The sequence below is a fragment of the Thermomicrobiales bacterium genome (assembly GCA_041390825.1).
Classification (GTDB): Bacteria; Chloroflexota; Chloroflexia; order Thermomicrobiales; family UBA6265; genus JAMLHN01.
Genome location: JAWKPF010000008.1, coordinates 135,714 through 152,634, shown reverse-complemented (window position 1 = coordinate 152,634; position 16,921 = coordinate 135,714). Strand labels below are relative to the sequence as shown.

Below are 16,921 nucleotides of genomic sequence, written 5' to 3'. Positions count from 1 at the left end.
GAATGTTCCAGTGAGAACCGCCGCTGCAAGCAAGGAGCAGACATCCCGTGGTCGAAATCGCGCCGTATGGCGCATGGAAATCGCCAATCACCTCGGCAGCCATTACAGCATCGTCGATCCAGCTGGAAGACACGGTCGTAGACGGCGACACCATCTATTGGTCCGAGCAACATCCCAACGAGAAGGGTCGTTATGCGATCGAACGCTGGGCGCCCGGGGGCACGATCGAGGAACTGCTCCCCGCGCCATGGAGCGCCCGTACTCGCGTGCATGAATACGGCGGGGCGGCGTTCACCGTGGTGGACGGCACCGTCTATTTCGTGAACGACGCGGACCAGCGGGTCTACCAGCTCGTCGTCGATGGCGACAACATTCCGCTGACCCCGGCCAGTGATATTCGACATGCCGATTTCACCTTCGATCGGGCGCACAATCGCCTGATCGCCGTGCGCGAAGATCACACCACCGGCGCAAAGGAAGCCGTCAACTCGATTGGCTCGATTCCGCTGGATGGCTCCCAAACCGGACAGGTGCTGGTCGGAGGACATGATTTCTTCGCCACTCCGCGTGTGAGCCACGACGGAAAACGCCTGTGCTGGCTGAGTTGGGACCATCCAAACATGCCCTGGGATGGATGTGAGCTTTGGGTGGGCGATATCGAAGCGGATGGCTCGATTGGCAACCGCAGGCTGGTGGCGGGCGGAGCGAGCGAGTCGATCTTCGAACCGGCCTGGTCGCTCGACGATCGGCTCTATTTCGTCTCGGACCGCACCGGGTGGTGGAATCTCTACCGGGAGGGCGACAACGGGGTAGAGATCGTCTATGAGGACGCTGCCGAGTATGGACTCCCGCTCTGGGTCTTTTCGCAGTCGACGTTCGGCTTCCTGGACGAAGGGCGCGTCGCCATCGCTTCGTTCAAGGATGGCCGCTGGCGTTTGAACGTCATCGATCTGGAAACACGGGAACTCGATCCGGTCGACCTGCCATCGACCATGATCAGCTCTGTCCATGCACATGACGGCAAGGTCGTGTTCAAGGCTGGGTCACCGGTGGAGCCGACCGCGCTGGTGCAACTCGATGTCGACACTGGCAAACTGAAGAAGCTGCGGGCGACCTCGGACCAGGAGTTCGAGCGAGGCTACGTTTCGGTTCCCGGCGCGATCGAATTCCCCACCACCGGCGGCAGAACCGCGTTCGGGTTCTACTACCCGCCCCAGAACAAGGACTTTGCCGCCCCGGACGGTGAGCTGCCGCCGTTGATCGTGCAAAGCCATGGCGGCCCGACCGGCGCAACCTCCACCGCGCAGCGCGCGCAGATCCAGTATTGGACCAGTCGCGGTTTTGCCGTGCTGGATGTCGATTACGGCGGCAGCACGAACTACGGACGCGCATATCGCGACCGGTTGAATGGCAACTGGGGCATCGTCGACATCGACGATTGCGTGAACGGGGCCAAGCACCTGATCGAGGAGGGATTGGTCGATCCAGAGCGGATCATCATCCAGGGATGGAGCGCCAGCGGCTACACCACCCTCTCGGCGCTCGCCTTCCGCGATTTCTTCAAAGCCGGGGTGAGTTACTTTGGCATCGGCGATCTGGAAGCGATGGTGCACGACACCCACAAGTTCGAGTCCCGCTATCTGGATGGCCTGATCGGTCCCTACCCCGAGGCGATCGATCGATACAAGGAACGTTCGGCGGTGCATTATGTCGAGAATATCACCGCGCCGCTCCTCATCTTCCAGGGAGACGAAGACAAGGTCGTCCCACCCAACCAGGCGCAGATGATGTATGACGCGGTCGAAGCGAACGGCAAGCCGGTAGCGCTGGTGATCTACGAAGGAGAGCAGCACGGCTTCCGCAAGAGCGAAAACATTCGCCACGCGCTCGACAGCTCGCTCTACTTCTTCGGGAAGGTGTTCGACTTCGTGCCAGCGGATGACGTTCCCGTGATCGAGATCGCCAATCTCCCCGTTTCGTCGTAGCGGCCGAGCGGTACTTTGGTCCTGAAATGCGCGCGCCCGATCCGTCCCGCGGGGAGGATCGGATAGAGTCTGCCTCATCGACGACCCGACCGGACAAAGGCCTGGCGTGCCCGTGCTGCTGGCGCTGCAAACAACCACAGATGGATTGGACGAAAGCACGCTCGATGCAGTGACGCTGGTCTTGCTGACGGGCTTCGTGCTCTCGATGTTTGCGCTGGCGATTCTGCTTTTCCGACGCGAAAGCGCGCAGCGTCGCGAGTCCCCCGAAGCCCGGACGCCAGAATCTCCCATTGCCCCACAACACGTCGAGCGTCCTCCGGCCGTTTCACGCCCGCCGACTTCTCGGCCGCCGGTGACGCCGGTGTGGCTCACCGGCGTTTCGACGCCCAGACAGGATGTGACACTCGCGGAGGTGGCAACCTCCATCGAGCGCCTCCTGCGCGCACGACGAGATGGGAATCTCGTAGATGGACTGGCGGTCTGCTCTCCCAGGTATCGGGCACGGCTGGCCGATGAGCTCGGCATCCCGGAGGCCGAACTGGCCGATGTGCTCAGAACTGCCGAGATCCAGGGCGACACCCCTACACTGCGCTCGATCGAACTGACTGGCGGTTCCGGACAGATAGTGAAGGCGCGCGCCGGGTATACCGATCGAAGCACCGAGGTCTACGAACTGACGATGGTCGACGGGGTCTGGGCGATCGATTCGATCGAGCGGGGATAAAGGAACCCCTCGCCCTGTTCGGGAGACGAGGGGTTTCTGCAGCCCTGGAACATAGAATCGCCGCCGAGCGCGTCGCCTGACGGCTCTGGACTAGAAGGCAGGCTCCTCCAAACCGTTGGGGCCGACGGCAACGTCTTCCTGCGCATCCAGCGCGAGCCGGTTCAGCTCTGGAGAACCGGCCTTGATCCGTTCGAGAATCGCGTCCATGACGTCGGGATTGTGCTTGAGGAACTCCTTGGCGTTCTCACGTCCCTGACCGAGGCGGTCGTCGTCGACATAGAACCAGGCGCCCTGCTTGCGGACGATGCCCATATCGGTCGCAACGTCCAGAACACTCCCCTCTTTCGAGATGCCCTGGTTGTACATGATGTCGAACTCGGCCTGGCGGAAGGGGGGCGCCACCTTGTTCTTGACGACCTTCACGCGCACGCGTGATCCAACCGAATCGGTACCGTTCTTGATCGTCTCGATTCGGCGGATATCGAGCCGGGTCGATGAGTAGAACTTGAGCGCGTTGCCTCCCGTGGTGGTTTCGGGATTGCCGAACATGACGCCGATCTTCATACGCAACTGGTTGATGAAGATGACGCAGGTCTTCGAGCGGCTGATGGCGCCGGTGAGCTTGCGCAGCGCCTGGCTCATGAGCCGGGCTTGCAGACCGACATGGGAATCTCCCATGTCACCGTCGATCTCCGCCTTGGGCACCAGGGCAGCCACCGAATCGATCACGATCACATCGATCGCGTTCGAACGCACGAGCGCTTCGACGATTTCCAGCGCCTGCTCGCCCGTATCCGGTTGCGAGATCAACAGTTCGTCCAGATCGACACCCAGCCGAGCAGCATAGATGGGATCGAGCGCATGCTCCGCGTCGATGTAGGCAGCCATGCCGCCCGCCGCTTGCGCCTCGGCAATGACGTGCAGCGCCAGCGTGGTCTTGCCGGACGATTCCGGACCGTAGATCTCGGTGATGCGGGCGCGCGGCAGGCCGCCGATGCCCAACGCCAGATCGAGCGCGATACTGCCGGTCGGAATTGCTTCCACCTGCATCGAATGAGCCTCGCCCATCTTCATGATGGAGCCCTTGCCGAATTGGCGCTCGATTTGCCCGATCGCGAGGTCCAGCGCTTTGTCCCGGTCGTCCTGAGCCATGTTGTGTCCTTTGTGGAGCGGGCCCCGCATCCGGCTGGAGCCTCAGCAGAAGATTAGAATTTCTGTTCTAATTCTATCAAATCTTTGCGGAGCGTGCGCAAATCGTCCACGATTCTATACCCTGGCCTCGAGACCCTGGATACTGTGACCGGCTGCAATGGAGTACACGACGATGAACGAACCACCAGTCACAAAGATGGATGTGATTCGGTCGATCGAAACCGAGCGCGTCTGGTGGCGCGCGGTTGTCGATCTGGCAGAGCAAGGCGGCCCGATTACCGGTGATGAGCCTATCGACGGGGAGTGGACCGTTCGCGATGTGATCGAGCATGTCAACGGTTGGCGACGATGGACCGTTGCCCGGCTGGAGGCTGCTGCCAATGGCGCACCCCCGGTACCCCCCTGGCCGGCAAGACTGACTGACACCACCGAAGAAGAGGTGGATGAGATCAATGCCTGGTTCCTGCAGCAGGGCCGCGCCAAGCCTCTGAGCGAGGTCGTCGCCGAGGCATTCTCACTGCTCGACCGCATGCAGCATGCGGTGGAGGCAATCCCGGACGATCGCCTGCTGACACCGGGCGTCTTTGCCGAGACCGATCCTCAGATTGCGGACTATCCGATCGGACCGGCATTGGTTGGGTTCTCGATGATGCACGTGCATATCGACCACGCCGCAGCCATCCAGGAGTGGCTTTCGGAGCGTATCGGGCAGGATGTGGAACTTCCGCCGGCGCCGTCCGATTTCGGCTTCGAGGATTAGGCGCATCCCGGCACCGCACGCGGCCAGTATCCTGACGGGTCGACCAGCATCGGGCGCCGAGGACAGGGCCGCCAGCACGAACACGAGCGAATATAGCAAGAACGGGCGGCTCGGTTGAGCCGCCCGTTTCGTATCGATGTCAGATCGCTTTCCGCTACGGCCAGACTTCCACCTCGGCAATGCCTCCAGCCGTGGGTAGCCCGTCATCGTTGACGAAGACGAAGCGGATGTACTGAACGTCCGCGGCAACCGCCAGCTCCTGCCATTCGCCGGGCGCGGCGATACTGTCGAAGGTGAGGTCGGTCCAGTTCTCGTTATCGGTCGAAACCGAGACGTAGAGCGTGCCCGCCAGCCCTTCCGCTCCCACCTGCCAACGGACGACACTGACGTACTGGGGCGCGTCGAGATCGACGATGAAGGCTGCAAGCGGCACCACAGCCGATCCATCTGTCGACCAGACTGTACCTGCATCATGATCGACCAACACCTGACCGGCGCTCGAGCCCTCGCTCCGCTGGATGCGGGCAATTGTCAGCGGTTGCGGTTCAGTGACCGGAATGTCGGTGGGCGTTTCCAGCACCTCCGGTTCCTGAATGCCCGGTGAGGCTGGCGGTGGCCCGAGATCGATCTCTGTCGTCGCTTCGGGTGGGACGGGAGTCTCTGTTTCCACTGACGGCGGCATGACCACGATCTCTTCGGTCGCTGTCTCGGTCGGGAACGGGGTTTCGGTTTCCGCTTCCGGTGAGATGACCACGACCGTTTCTGTGGCCGTCTCGACCACAGTCGGAACCGTCGTGGCGGTAGATGGAACTGATGTCGACGTCTCAGTGTCCACGGCCGAGGCGGAAACCTGGGACAGGTACTCTCCGGCCACATATCCAGTCCCGTACCCTGAGCAGCTCAGCCGGTACCACTGGTAGCCGTTGGCCGGGGTCGGACAGGCCGCATGCAACTGGTGTTTTGTGAACGGTAATCACCAGTACCCGGTTCCGGGTCCCTGGCGCATGTTCACACCTGCGGTCGTGCGCACGGTGCTTCCGGCGGGGAATCCGCCGCTCACGGTGGTCTGTGTGACCGTCGGAGTGCGTGTTGGTGTACGCGTGGGTGTCGTGGTAACCCCGGAAACAAGCGCCAGGTAGTTCCCGGCCACCCAGCCGGTGCCCTTGCTCCCCATATCGACCTGGTACCACTGTAAGCCACCACTAGGGACCGGTCCGTCGAGCACAGTTCCATACGAATTGCTCGAAAGCACGGTGATAATGCTGAACCCGGTTCCTGGCCCGGTGCGCAGGTTGATCGAAGCAGTCGTGCGCACGGCGCTCCCGATCGGGAACCCGCCCGCAGTCGTAGCGGTGCGGGTGGCACTGGCGGTCGGTGTATGGGTCGCGGTTCCGCCGGGCGTGGTGGCAGACGGTGTCGCTGTGATCGTGCGCGTCGATGTCACGGTACTGGTCGTGGTCGAGGTTCTGGTCGGAGTGGCAGTGCCGACGAGCGTGACGTACTCCGACGCCACCCAACCGTCACCGTAGCTGGTGGAAACCGGAATGAAGACATAGGCTCCGGAGTTGACAGAGTACCCGGTCACCAGCACCTGCGTGTTCTTTGGCAGCACGGCGATCACCGGGTAGCCCGTCGACGGCCCCGACCGCAAGTTCAAGCTGGACGTGGTTTGCCCCACCGCTCCAGGGCCGAGACCAGACGGCGGAGTCGGAGTGACCGATGGTGTGCGCGTGGCGGTAGCCGTCGGGGTCGAGGTTGCGCCAGTGGCCGTCGCAGTCGCGGTGTTCGATGGTGTCTGCGTTGCCGTCCGCGTTCTGGTCGCCGTGACGGTACTGGTCACAGTGGCCGTTGACGTCGCCGTAAAGGTGCTGGAGGGCGTTGCGGTTGCCGACGCCGTGACGGTGTTCGACGGTGTCATGGTTGCAGTGGCCGTATTCGTCACCGAGGCGGTTGCCGTTGCCGTGGACGTGCTGGACGGCGTCGAAGTCAATGTCGGCGTCCGCGTTGCAGTGGCAGTCCGCGTTGCTGTCGGAGTTGGCGTCGGCAAGTCGTCCCCGAGACTGAGGACCGGCTCGCCCGACTTCCCACCAGAAACCCCTGCCGCAGCCTGGGAGATCGCGGCCGTGCCAAGCAACCAACTGCGGGCAGCGCTCACCGACGCTCCTGGATTCGCCGCGTAGTAGAGCGCCAAAGCGCCCGACACATGCGGCGTCGCCATGCTGGTGCCGCTGCGATACACCTGCGTGCCACTCTGGTTATAGGAACGGATGCAGACGCCTGGTCCCATGATGTCGACCAGGGAACCCCAGTTACTGCTTGCCCAGAAGGTGTCATCGACGGAACCCGAGGCGCATAGGGTCGAGCTCAGTCCACCCGGACGACCATCGAAATCCTGGAACGCGGATACCGAGATGACCTCGGGATACCCGGCCATGGTCGTTGCCGCCACTTCCAGACCGAAGTTCCCCGCAGCAACCACGACCGAGGTTCCGCCGGCCACCAGGTTGCAAATTGCCTGGTGCAGCGCCGATGCGTTGACGCCGCACGTACCAGGGGTGGAATCATTCGTGGTCAAGCTCAGGTTGGCGACACTGATTCCGCCCTGGTTCGCGACAGCCTCCAACGCGCAGACGAGCTGCGACTGGCTGCCGCTCCCGCCCGAATTGAGCATGCGCGCGGAGAAGATGCCCACACCCGGCGCCACGCCAACCACGCCGTCCGTGTTGTTGATCGCGCCAAGTGTTCCGGCGACATGGGTGCCATGGCCGAAGCCATCGGTCCAATCAGTCGTATCGGGCGACGTGCAGTTGTACCCCCCAACGACGTTGAGATCTGAGAGCAGGGCGACTCCCGAATCGACCACGGCGACCGTGCCGCCGACCGATCCGCCAGAACCGTTGGTAAACGGGAAAAAGGCATTCCGGGGAGCGTTGACCCGCTCGATGCCGGTGGGAATGATTTGCGCGGTCGGATCGACGGGCAGATCGGGAAAGATCCCGCTCACCTGCGGCACTTGCGCCAACCGTCGTGCCGCCTCTTCGGTCAGATCAGCCGCGAACCCGGTGATGAGCGTGTCATAGACGAACGCCGGCGAAACGCCCGATGCCGAGGCGAACAGCGACGGATCGACGCCGTCCTGCAAGACGACGATGACATTTCCATAGGGAATTTGCTGGGGCTCCTGCGCGGCGATCGGCGCCGGTCTGACCGATGCGCTGATTCCGGAGATGACGAGCAACGTCATCAGCAGCAACGACATGCTTCTACGCAGTGACGTTCGACTCCAGATCGTGTCGAAACCCATGCCTACCGATCCCATTCCGGGCACAGCTGCCGTTTACCTGGCGCCGAACCCTGCTTGTCCATCTGAAATCGGGATCGGACTTCATCCGATCCATGCCACACGCGTTCTAGCATACGCGCGCGCTTTCCCCGGCGACCACCCATACGTACACCGCATCTATGCAAATCGAGCTCAGGTCGAGCTTTGTTGGCAGAGAGTCACCAGCGGTTCTCCGGAATGCCGATGCCTCTGGACTCGACAACGCCGGGGCGGTGAGACCCCGGCGTTGTTCGAGAACGTTGCGATCGCTGGCCTAGCCGAAAATGGCCACGAAGCGACGGTGGTACTCCAGCGCGATCCCGCTCGGCAGGATCGCCCCCGAGCCAGCTCCCGGAGGAGCCAGGCCCGGCAGGACGATTCCGGCAGTCGAGCCAACGCCGGTGTTCGGCGGCTGGTTGGTCGGGATGCAATTGAAGATCCAGACCGTCGAGCGCTTGCCAGCGGTGACCACCACGTCGCCCTGGGCGTTGACCGCGTCGGACTCAGCGTGGCACCAGTCGGCGCCGACTTCCTGCAGCTTGTAGGTTCCCGGCGCGAGATTCGGGAACTTGAGCTGACCGTTCACATCCGTCACACCTGCGAGCGTCGGGACGTACTGCCCATCGACCAGCTTCGAGATGGTGAAGCGGACGCCGGTGGTTTGCGGCGCGCAGTTGGCGAACCAATCGAAGTTCGCCGGGCGCTTCACCGCCGGCAGCGCGCAACCGTACTTCTCGACCACGATGGTGCCGGTCGTATCGGTCACCACATCCGGCACATTGAAGTAGGCGCAGTACATCGTCTGGCCGCTCTCGAGCGGGAAGTTGATGATGCTGCCGATGGCGCCGAACTCGTAACTATCGAGCCGAACACCGCACCAGACGTAAACGGAGGTTCCTTCCGGCGTCTTCTCCTGCAGCGAGTAGTTCCCTGCCGGAAGCTGCGTGAACCGGGTCAACCCCTGAACTCCGGTGTCGCCGGTGTAGCGGGTCTGGTTGATCGACACGCCACTCAGACGGACCTCCACACCGTTGGTCAAGGCGCTGGCCGAGCCGCAGGCATTGATGAAGTCGAGATAGAACTGGCCCTTGAAGCCCGGATCGCAGGTGAACTTGCGCACCTCGACGGTGACCGGAGCCGGTTTCGGCGGCTTGACGTAGTTCAACACCACCACGGTCGTCTGCTGACCGACGTAGACGGTCACCTCGACCTTGGTCCCGGTCCCCTTCTCCGTCAGGATGTAGACACCCGACTGAAGCGTCAGGTGCGCCTCGCCATCCTGTCCGGTGCTGAAGGTGATCGGTGTGCCAGTGCCGTCCTTGCGGCTCAGCGTGAAGGTCGCATCGCCCTTCTTGCAGTTGGCAGTCAGCGCCAGCGGCGTCTGCACCGAGTCGGACGAATCGTAGACAGTCCATGTCTCCGCATTCGACGTCTGCGGGCAGTAGAACTTGATCAACTTGATCGAGCCTGCATCCGGCGGCGGCGGCAGCAGCTTGTTCACGATCGTCAGCGGCGTCGTCAGGCCAGGATTGACCACAACGTTCGTGACGGCCGGCGCCAGCTGATAGCCATACGGCGCCTTTGTCTCGGTGACGGTGTAGACACCCGGCGGCAGATTCTGGAAGACCACCGTGCCAGAACCGTCGGTGCACTGGACCGCGAAGTTGCCCGGTGTGATCTTGAAGCAAGCATTCGTGAGCGGATGCCCCTTCTGATCGACCTTCGTGATCTGAATCAGGCCCGGCCGCAGCACGTTCGTGATCGTGACGGTCTTGGTCTGGTTCTTGGTGATGGTCACATAGGTCGTCGGCGGGGTCTGGTAGTCGGCCGAGGGCTTGCGCGTCTCGACGATGCCGTAATCACCCACGCCCACACCGGTGAACGTGATGGTTCCATCGCTCGCTCCGTCGTCTTCATCACAGACCGGACCGTACTTGGTCACGTTGCCCTGCTTGAGGACGAAGCAGGCGCCCGCCAGGGCCGCGCCCTTCTGATCCTTCTTCTGGATCGTCAGGTTGCCCACATCGGTCGGCGGGGCGGACGGAGTATTGCGCACCGCAACCTGCGTAACCTTGGCCGGGTCGACCGCAATATCGGCGTTCGGGCCAACGTCGTAGCCCGGAGGCGCCTGCGTTTCGACGAGCTCATAGGCGCCCGGCGGAACGTTGTTGATCAGGATGATGCCCACCGCTGGGTCGGCATCGCCCGGCTGGTTGTCGCAGGTGACGAACTCGAGCCCGTTGCCACGATCGAGACCGAAGCAGGACCCACCCAGCGTCTGGGTGCCGTTCTGGTTCTGCTTGGTGATGCGAACGCTACCGGTCTTGAGGGTATTGACCACCGGCAGGTCCGGATTCACGCCTGCATGGACCGTCACCGCGATATCGTTGATCGGCTGCCAGTCCGGCCCGGCCGTGGTCGTCTCGCGCAGGGTGTAGTTGCCCGGCGTGACATTGGTGAATGTTATTTGCCCGTCGTTCGAACCGTCGTCGGCGTCGCAGACCGGTCCGTAGACCGTGCTGTTGCCCTGACGGAGCGAGAAACAGGTGCCCAGAATCGGATCGCCGTAGTTGTCGATCTTGAGGATCGTCAGCTCGCCCGGGGTGTTCGACTTCGGATCCTTGAAGGTGATCGAAGTCTTGAGCCCGCCAAGCACCGTGGCGATCTGATCCGGAGCCGGATCGTAGCCCGCAGGCGCCTGGGTTTCCGAAACGGTGTAGTCCCCTTCGCCAAGCTCGGTGAGAAGGATCACGCCAACGGTCGTGTTCTGGTCGACCCCGTCGTTGTCGCAAACCTCGATGTCGTTACCCTGGCCGGTGACCCGGAAGCAGGCGCCGCCCTGCAGCAGGTTGGTGTCCTGCGCGCGCTTGACGATCTGCAGCGAGCCCTCGGTCGGCGGGTTCACGATGATGATGATGATCACGATGACGATGACGTTCGCCTTGACCGTGACCGTCTTGGAGTTGCTGCTGATGGCGGCGGCTGACGCGACGTCGCCCTGCAACGGCTGGACCTTGAAGTCGATGCCAGCCACCTGCGCCGATTCCTCTCCTGGAATCGATGCCTGCGACACCGTCCAGGTGCCGACCGGCAGGTCCTCGACCACCAGAACGCCTGGCGCCGGATTCGTGTCTTCTTCGCCGCCGTCGCAGAGAACGATCGATTCACCGCCCGTCACATTGCTGGACGGGGTGACCGAGATGCAGGCGCCTTCGACCGGGTTGCCCTCGTCGTCGGTCAGGTCGATCTGGAGACCGCCGGTCTCCGGCTCGGCTGCCGTCTGCACGAAGTCCAGCACCGATGTCTGGTCCGCGGTGATCGAGGTTGCTTGCGCGTCGGCGATCTGGAAACCGGTCGGCGCAACCGTCTGAACCACCTGGTAGTCGCCCACGGCCACACCAGAAACCTGGATGACCCCTGGCGCCGGGTTTTCGTCACCGATGCCGTTGTCACAGATGTTCGTGCCGCCATAGGTAAAGCAGGCGCCGCCCAGCGCGTTGCCAGCGTCGTCCGTCACGTTGATGACGAGCATACCGACCGCCGGAGTGCTGGCCACATTGACGACCTGAACATCCAGCGTTTCGCCGACTGCGATCGTCACGTTCTGACTTGCGGCCTGGCTGAAGCCCGCCGGGGCCTGGGTCTCGGTCAGGGTGTAGTCCCCCGCCGGGATGTTGGCAATCCCGATCTTGCCTTCCGCTGGATCGGTATCCGCTGCTCCGTTGTCGCAGACCGGGCCGACATTAGTCGAGCCCAGCAGCTGGAAGCAAGCGCCGGCGAGCGCCTGGCCGTTCTCATCGACCTTGTCGATCAGAAGCGAACCGGCTGGGAGCGGGGTCGGCGTCGGAACGTCGACCGGCTCATTGCCAACCTCGACCTCCGCCGCCTGTCCCGAGGTGACCTGGACACCCGTGGCGACCGCGCCCTCCGGCGCGACATAGCCCTCCGGAGTGGTCGATTCCAGCACGTCATAGGTGCCGGCGGTCACGCCCTGGAGCACGATGATGCCCTCGGCCGGATCGGAATCGCCCTCACCGTTGTCGCAGACCGGACCGACCGTGTTCCCCTCCGCGTCCTGCAAGGTGAAGCAGGCGCCGCCGAGCGGCTGCTGGGTGCTGTTGTCGGTCTTGGTGATGCGCACCGAGCCGGTGAACGCACTGTTCGCGAAGGTGACCTCCGCCGTCTCCCCGTTTGCAACGGCAACGGTCTGCGGCGAAAGAACCGGATCGTAGCCTTCTGGCGCAGTCACTTCGGTGACGGTCCGCTCTCCCGCGGTGGCATCCACCAGGATCACGCCTTCGGCCGGATCGAGGTCGCCGGTGTTGTTGTCGCAGACCGGCAACCCGTCATCGATCGTGAAGCAGGCCCCGCCGAGACTGGCGCCGCCATCCTGATCGACCTTCAGGATTCGGATCTGGCCCTGTGCCACCGCATTCTGGAACGTCAGCGTCGTCGTCTCATCGGCGGACACAGTCGCGGCCTGGGGATCGCCAGAGGCGGCGTACCCTTCGGGGGCTTGCGTTTCCGTAACGGTGTAGTCGCCCGGCGCGAGATTCTCGATCACGATCGAGCCCGAATTCGAATCGGTATCGCCCTCACCGTTGTCGCAGATCGGTTCGCCGTCGTTCAGGCTGAAGCACGCGCCGCCGAGCGTGGTGGCGCCGTCCGCGGCATCGACCTTGACGATCTGCAGCGTTCCAGCCTGCTTTTCGTTGCCAACGGTGACTGCGGCGGTCTCGTTCGCCGTGACCTCCACATTCGTGTCCTGGCCGGCGGAAAAGCCCTCCGGCGCCTGGGTCTCGGTCACGGTCTGCGGACCGACCGGCACCCCGGAAATCAGGATGACGCCGTCTGCGCTGTCACCGTCGCCTTCACCGTTGTCGCAAACCGACTGACCGGCCACGGTGAAGCACGCGCCGCCCAGCGTCGTGCTCGCATCGGCCGCATCCACCTTGGTGATCTGCACCGACCCTGTCTCACGGCTGTTCTGGAAGGTCGCCGTGGCTTGCTCACCAGCGGTCACGGTGATGCTCACCGGATCGGCAGACGCGACATAGCCGTCCGGCGCCTGGGTTTCGGTCACGTCGTAGTCGCCCGGCTTGAGGCCATCGATCTGGATCGTGCCCGGCGTGGTGTTGGCCGTGTCGCCATCACCGTCGTCGCAGACATTGACATCGCCGACGGTGAAGCACGCACCACCGAGCGCGACACCCTGATCATCGGTCTTGGTGATGACCAACGAGCCAGCGGCTGTCTCATCGATCAGTGAAATGCCGGTGCGCTCACCTTCGGTGATGGTGATGGCCTGATCGGCAACCGCCAGGTATCCCTCGGGCGTCGTCGTCTCGCTCAGGGTGTAGTCCCCGACCGGGATGTTCTCGACTTCGATCACGCCGTCGCGCGCGTCGATATCGCTCGCATCGTTGTCGCAATATGGGCCGAAGCTCTCTGCACCGGTCAGCGTCCAGCACGAGCCGCCAATGCGGTTGCCGTCTTCGTTTCGCTTGACCACCCGGAACGATCCAGTGGGCGGCGGAGCAACGGCGTTGACGAACTGCGCGGCAGTTTCGCCACCTGCGGGAACCGATACAGTCTGCGGATCGGAGGCCAGGAAGCCCTCGGGCGCCTGAGTTTCGGTGACGGTTACGTCACCCGCGCTCACATCGACCACGCGAATCGAGCCCACCGCGGGGTCGGCATCGCCTTCGCCGTTGTCGCAGATCGGGGCGCTGCCATTCAGCGAGTAGCAGGCGCCAGGCAACGGCGAACCGTTCTCATCGGTGGTGGTGATGACAAGATCGCCGGTCGTCGGTTCCGGAGTTGGAGTTTCGGTTGGAACCGGCGTCTCGGTCGGAGGCACGATTTCGGTCGGCGTCTCGGTCGGCTCGGCCGGCGGAGCCACTTCGCCGCCGGTCTGGAGCACAACGTTCTGCACCTGGCCATCCGAGACCAGCACCGTCTGCGGCGCGGCCGGATCGAATCCCGACGGCGGGTTCGGCATCCCGACCTGGTATTGCCCGGCCGGCAGATCCTGGATCAGGATGCTGGCCTGGTTCGGATCGGCATCGTTGGGGTCGCCGTCGCAGACCTCCCCGTTGGCGGGGCCGGAATAGGCGACGCATGCTCCCAGAATCGGGAACCCGTCATCGGTCACCACGACCTGAATCGCCCCGAAACCCTCCGACGGGATGACGCCCGTTTCCTCGGTGGGAGACGGCTCCACGCTTTCCTCGGTGGGAGACGGTTCGACAGCCTCTTCGGTCGGTGTGTCGGTTGGGGCCTCGGCTTGCGAGGTGACCTGGAACTGGACGTTGGTGATCTGATCGGCAGTGACCGTCGCCTGCTGGCTGGTCGGCCCAACCGCGGTGTAGCCGTCCGGCACGATCAGGTTGACGGTGTAGGCGCCCACCGGAACATCCGGCTGGGTCATGATCGCGTCATCGTCGTCACCATCGCAGTCCTGGTCGATGCCAACGATCTCGAAGCACGCACCTGGAATGGCGACGCCGTTTTCGTCGATGACGGAGGCTGCGATCGTGCCAGTGCCCTCGCCCGGTTCCTCGCTGGGCGTGAGGCGAACGGCAAACTGCTGGTCGCCGGTGACGTCGACGCCCAGCGCTCCGACATTCTGGAACCCGGCCGGAGCCTGGGTCATGGTTGCAACGTGATTGCCCGCGGCAACGCCGGTGAAGGTCACCGCGCCGTCGCCGTCGTCATCGCACTGTTCGGGTCCGTTGTCGAGCGAATAGCAGGCGCCCGGAACGATGTTGTTGTCCGGATCGAGCGCCACCAGACCGATGGTGAATCCTTCGGACGGCGCCACTTGCTCGGTCGGCTCTTCGGTCGGCTCGACCGGGACCTCGCTGGTCTCGGTGGCTTCCGGTTCGACCACCGTCGGTTGATTGGCGAAGACCAATTGCTGATCGCTCTGGACATCGACCTGTTGCGGCGAAGCGAGCTCGAAGCCTTCCGGCGCCTGGGTCTGGAAGATGTTGTATGCGCCGGCGTTCACACCCGTGAAGGTGGTCACGCCATCGAAGTCGTCGTCGCACTGCTGGCCGACACCATCGATCTGATAGCACGCGCCGGCCAGAACGCTGCCGTTCTGATCGACCGTGGTGATGCTGACCGAGAAGGTCGTCGGAGCCGCCGTCTGCACCTGGAACTGCACCGAGGCCGTCTGTCCCGGCTGCACGGTGATCTGCTGCTGAGGCTGGCCCACCGCCTGATAGCCGTCCGGCACGATCAGCTCGATCGTGTAGTTGCCGGCCGGCACGTCCGTCTGGGTCATGACATTGTCGGGGTCGTCACCATCGCATTGCTGGCCGAACTGCGACAGGTTGTAGCAGACACCCGGCAGCTCGTTGCCGTTCTCGTCGATGGTGGTAACCGCGATGGTCCCGGTTTGGGGCGCCTGTTGCTGGAACGGAACGTTGAATTGCTGGTCGCCCTGGACGTTGATCTGGGTCGGCTGAATGTTCTGATAACCCTGCGGCGCCTGCGTGGAGCTGATGTTGTAGGAACCGAGCGGCACGTTGCTGAAAGTCACGACTCCATCGAAGTCGTCATCGCACTGCTGGCCGACACCATCGATTGAGAAGCATGCGCCGGGCAGAATGCTGCCGTTCTGATCAACGGAAATGAACTGGATGGTGGCCGTGGTTGGCCCGACCGGTTGATCTGGTTGATCCGGTTGATCCGGCTGATCGCCGATTGGTTCGTCGCCTGGCTCGTCCAGATCAGCGCCTCCGCCGCCCCCGGCGCCTTCGACAAAGGCCTGCGCCTGATTGAAGCCCGGCGAAAGGCCAATCTGCTGCGGGTCCGCCGCGTCCTGCCCGTCAGGGGTGAAGGTCTCGACCAGGTTTCCTCCACCTGGGATCCCGTTCGGGAAATACAGGGTGGTGCTGCCATCGAGACTGCCGTCCGAGGAGTCGCACGCCTGGCTGGCAACCCCTCCGCCACCAGACACGGCGAAACAGGCGCCCGCCTGCGGGTTGCCTTCGTCGTCCGTCTTGAAGACCTGGAGCTGGCCGGTATCGACGCCGCCCGCCTGCAAGATGTTGCCGTTCGCGTCAGAGACTACCCGCACACGGCCTTCGTTACCGGCCACCGGCTGCGCGGTGCTGCCGGTAGGCACGCCATTGAGGGCGGTTTCCACATTGACCGGAGAGAAGGGACTGGCGTCGAAGTTGCTGACGAAGTTGCCGCCGCCGTCACCAACCATGTTGAAGACGCCATAGTCGGTATTGAGTGTTACGAGGAGTGGTCCAGAGGAAATCTGGCCCGTGTTTGCATCGAATTCGAAGACAGCGCCAGCAGCGTCATCGGTCACGTTGACCTGCGAGTTGCCGGCGTTCACATCACCATCGTTGGTCGAGACGATGACGCTGAAGCCATAGGACCCTGGAGGCAGCGGCGCGGTGCCCTGCCAGACGCCATTGCCCTGATTGCCCAGCGATACCGGCCCCACCACGTTGGCGACGTCGCCCCCAATCGTGACAGCGAAGACGCCCTGCAACGGCGGCGGACCGCCTTGCAGTGCCTCTCCCTCGACCGCGAGATCGGGATCGCCCACCGGGGCGGCGGCGACCTGCTGCACCATGGAGAATGGAACCAACATGCCGAGCACGAGCATCAGCACGGTCAGGAACGAGAACGCGCGTCCTCTCCCGGCTCCGGGAGGTTTCGGGTTCGGTCCGGGCCGGCTGCTCGCGGCGGACAATGTTGTCGATCGTGAACTGCGGGCGCGCATACGTTTCCTCCGCTCCACACCAGTACTCATTACGTGCTTCCCCAAATGGTCGGCAACAGGCTGGAAAACTTCCCGGTCGAGAATGGGTTTCGCCGCGTCCCTATCGGAACGCCCCGAGGGGATCCAGTTACCCGGATCGGATCCGCGAAAGATCCCTCACGCGTCCAATGCCGCGCACCGGACGCCAAGGTCCATCTCATCATACCCGAGGCATCTCGCACCGCAA

7 protein-coding genes are annotated in these 16,921 nt (G+C 63.4%); 3 read left to right on the top strand and 4 right to left on the bottom strand.

Annotated elements, in window-relative coordinates; translation table 11 throughout:
- The first annotated feature begins 47 nt into the window (after positions 1 to 47).
- Complete coding sequence (locus R2855_05105; protein MEZ4530392.1) at positions 48 to 1,985, top strand: S9 family peptidase; 1,938 nt, start codon at positions 48 to 50, stop codon at positions 1,983 to 1,985.
- A gap of 106 nt (positions 1,986 to 2,091) precedes the next feature.
- Positions 2,092 to 2,709, top strand: coding sequence for a hypothetical protein (locus R2855_05100; GenBank protein MEZ4530391.1), 618 nt, complete (start codon positions 2,092 to 2,094; stop codon positions 2,707 to 2,709).
- Between the two features lie 90 nt (positions 2,710 to 2,799).
- On the opposite strand, the gene recA is transcribed toward R2855_05100, so the two are convergent.
- The gene (gene recA, locus R2855_05095; GenBank protein ID MEZ4530390.1) at positions 2,800 to 3,861 is read right to left on the bottom strand and encodes a recombinase RecA; all 1,062 of its coding nucleotides are present in this window, start codon (positions 3,859 to 3,861) and stop codon (positions 2,800 to 2,802) included.
- A gap of 172 nt (positions 3,862 to 4,033) precedes the next feature.
- Between recA and R2855_05090 the strand changes: the two genes are divergently transcribed.
- Complete coding sequence (locus R2855_05090) at positions 4,034 to 4,621, top strand: ClbS/DfsB family four-helix bundle protein (GenBank protein MEZ4530389.1); 588 nt, start codon at positions 4,034 to 4,036, stop codon at positions 4,619 to 4,621.
- A gap of 154 nt (positions 4,622 to 4,775) precedes the next feature.
- Here R2855_05090 and R2855_05085 read toward each other — a convergent pair whose 3' ends face one another.
- The 3 genes from R2855_05085 to R2855_05075 form a co-directional block, all read right to left on the bottom strand.
- On the bottom strand, positions 4,776 to 5,402 hold the full coding sequence (locus tag R2855_05085; GenBank protein ID MEZ4530388.1) for a discoidin domain-containing protein: 627 nt from the start codon (positions 5,400 to 5,402) through the stop codon (positions 4,776 to 4,778).
- Between the two features lie 192 nt (positions 5,403 to 5,594).
- Positions 5,595 to 7,925, bottom strand: a complete 2,331-nt coding sequence (locus tag R2855_05080; GenBank protein MEZ4530387.1) for a S8 family serine peptidase — start codon at positions 7,923 to 7,925, stop codon at positions 5,595 to 5,597.
- A 292-nt stretch (positions 7,926 to 8,217) separates the two neighbouring features.
- Entirely contained in the window at positions 8,218 to 16,665 is an 8,448-nt protein-coding gene (locus R2855_05075) for a SpaA isopeptide-forming pilin-related protein (protein ID MEZ4530386.1), read from the bottom strand.
- Positions 16,666 to 16,921 lie beyond the last annotated feature (256 nt).